General features: G+C 44.6%; 1 protein-coding gene. It reads left to right on the top strand.

The genetic code is table 11. The features are described 5' to 3' along the window. Positions 1-1,524: apolipoprotein N-acyltransferase (gene lnt, locus F6K37_RS41535; protein WP_287257102.1), on the top strand; the 1,524-nt coding region annotated here is incomplete at its 5' end. Between the last annotated feature and the right edge of the window lie 94 nt (positions 1,525-1,618).

Raw genomic sequence — 1,618 nt, 5'->3', positions numbered from 1 at the left:
TACTGGTCTTCCTTATCCTATACCCAAAGTCCCCATAACCTGATAATTTTGCACCTCGGTCAATTATCCGGTCCAATAACAGTTACAGCAGCTATTGTCGCCGTCAATGGTTTAATAGCTGAAAGCGGATTAATCCTTAATCAGTTTAACCTTAATCAGTTGAAAGTTAGCAGGTTTAACGTTGGCAGGTTTAACGTTGGCAGGTTGAAGGTTGGCAGGTTTAATTTTGGCAGGTTGAAGGTTGGCAGGTTGAAGGTTGGCAGGTTGAAGGTTAATCAGTTGAAGGTTGGCAGGTTTAATGTTGAAAGTGATCACAACAACCTTGGCCAAAAGGCCACGCTACGCGAACAACCTTCAACTCCTCAAAACCTTAAACCTTCAACCCCTCAAAACCTTGAACATTCAACCCCTCAAAACCTTGAACCTTCAACCCCTCAAAACCTTGAACATTCAACCCCTACAAACCTTGAACATTCAACCCCTACAAACCTTGAACATTCAACCCCTCAAAACCTTGGCCAAAAGGCCACGCTACGCGAACAACCTTCAACATTAAACCCCTACAAACCTTTAACCCTTTTAGGTATAGCAATTGGGTTATTAATCAGCTTACATCTGCTGGGATGGTTACTGTATAGCAAACCGATTGAACAATCAAAAGATTCTGCTATTAAAGTCGGTATTATTCAAGGAAACATCCCCAATGAAATCAAACTTTACTCCGCTGGCTGGCAGCGTGCTATTAAAGGTTACACTACTGGCTACCAGACATTGGCAGATCAAAAAGTAGACGCAGTGCTAACTCCTGAAACTGCCTTACCTTTTCTTTGGGAAGAACAGGTTCGCACTCGTAGTTCTTTCTACTCAGCAATATTAGATAAAGAGGTATTAGTTTGGGTAGGAGGCTATGGGCAAAGAGGGCGTAGCCTTACCAATAGTTTGTTTACTGTTACCGGTACTGGTGAAACCTTCAGCCGTTACGATAAGGTCAAATTAGTGCCCTTAGGAGAATATATTCCTTTTGAAGAATTCCTAGGACGTTTGATTGACCGACTATCCCCTCTTGATGCTCACTTAGCCGCAGGTAAAGCTGACCAGTTAGTAGAAACACCCTTTGGTCAAGCGGTGGTAGGAATTTGTTATGAGTCAGCTTTTGCCGAGCACTTCCGCTATCAAGCTGCCGCTGGTGGGCAGTTTATCCTCACTGCATCAAATAATGCCCATTACAGTAATACTATGCCTGCCCAGCACCATGCTCAAGATGTGATGCGTTCCATTGAAACAGATAGGTGGGCTGTTAGAGCAACCAATACCGGGTATTCCGGTGTTGTAGACCCCCATGGCAAAACAGTATGGCTATCGGGGATTAATACCTATGAGTTGCACGCAGATACGATTTATCGACGACAGACTCAGACTTTGTATGTGCGCTGGGGGAATTGGTTGACTCCGGTGTTATTAGGGTTAGGGGGAATTGGTTGGTTGGTGTTAGGTTGGTTTGGAGTTAGTGTTGGGTTGGAGTAGCTCACCCCTGAACCGACTAACCTACCCGACAAGGGACGCCAAAGGCGAACAACCGACTAACCCTCAACCCTAAATATCACAAAATTCCCGAACT

It is taken from the genome of Moorena sp. SIO4E2 (assembly GCF_010671945.1).
GTDB classification, from domain to species: Bacteria; Cyanobacteriota; Cyanobacteriia; order Cyanobacteriales; family Coleofasciculaceae; genus Moorena; species Moorena producens.
The sequence above is the reverse complement of the archived record's forward strand: the minus strand, read 5'-3'. Positions and strand labels throughout refer to the sequence as shown.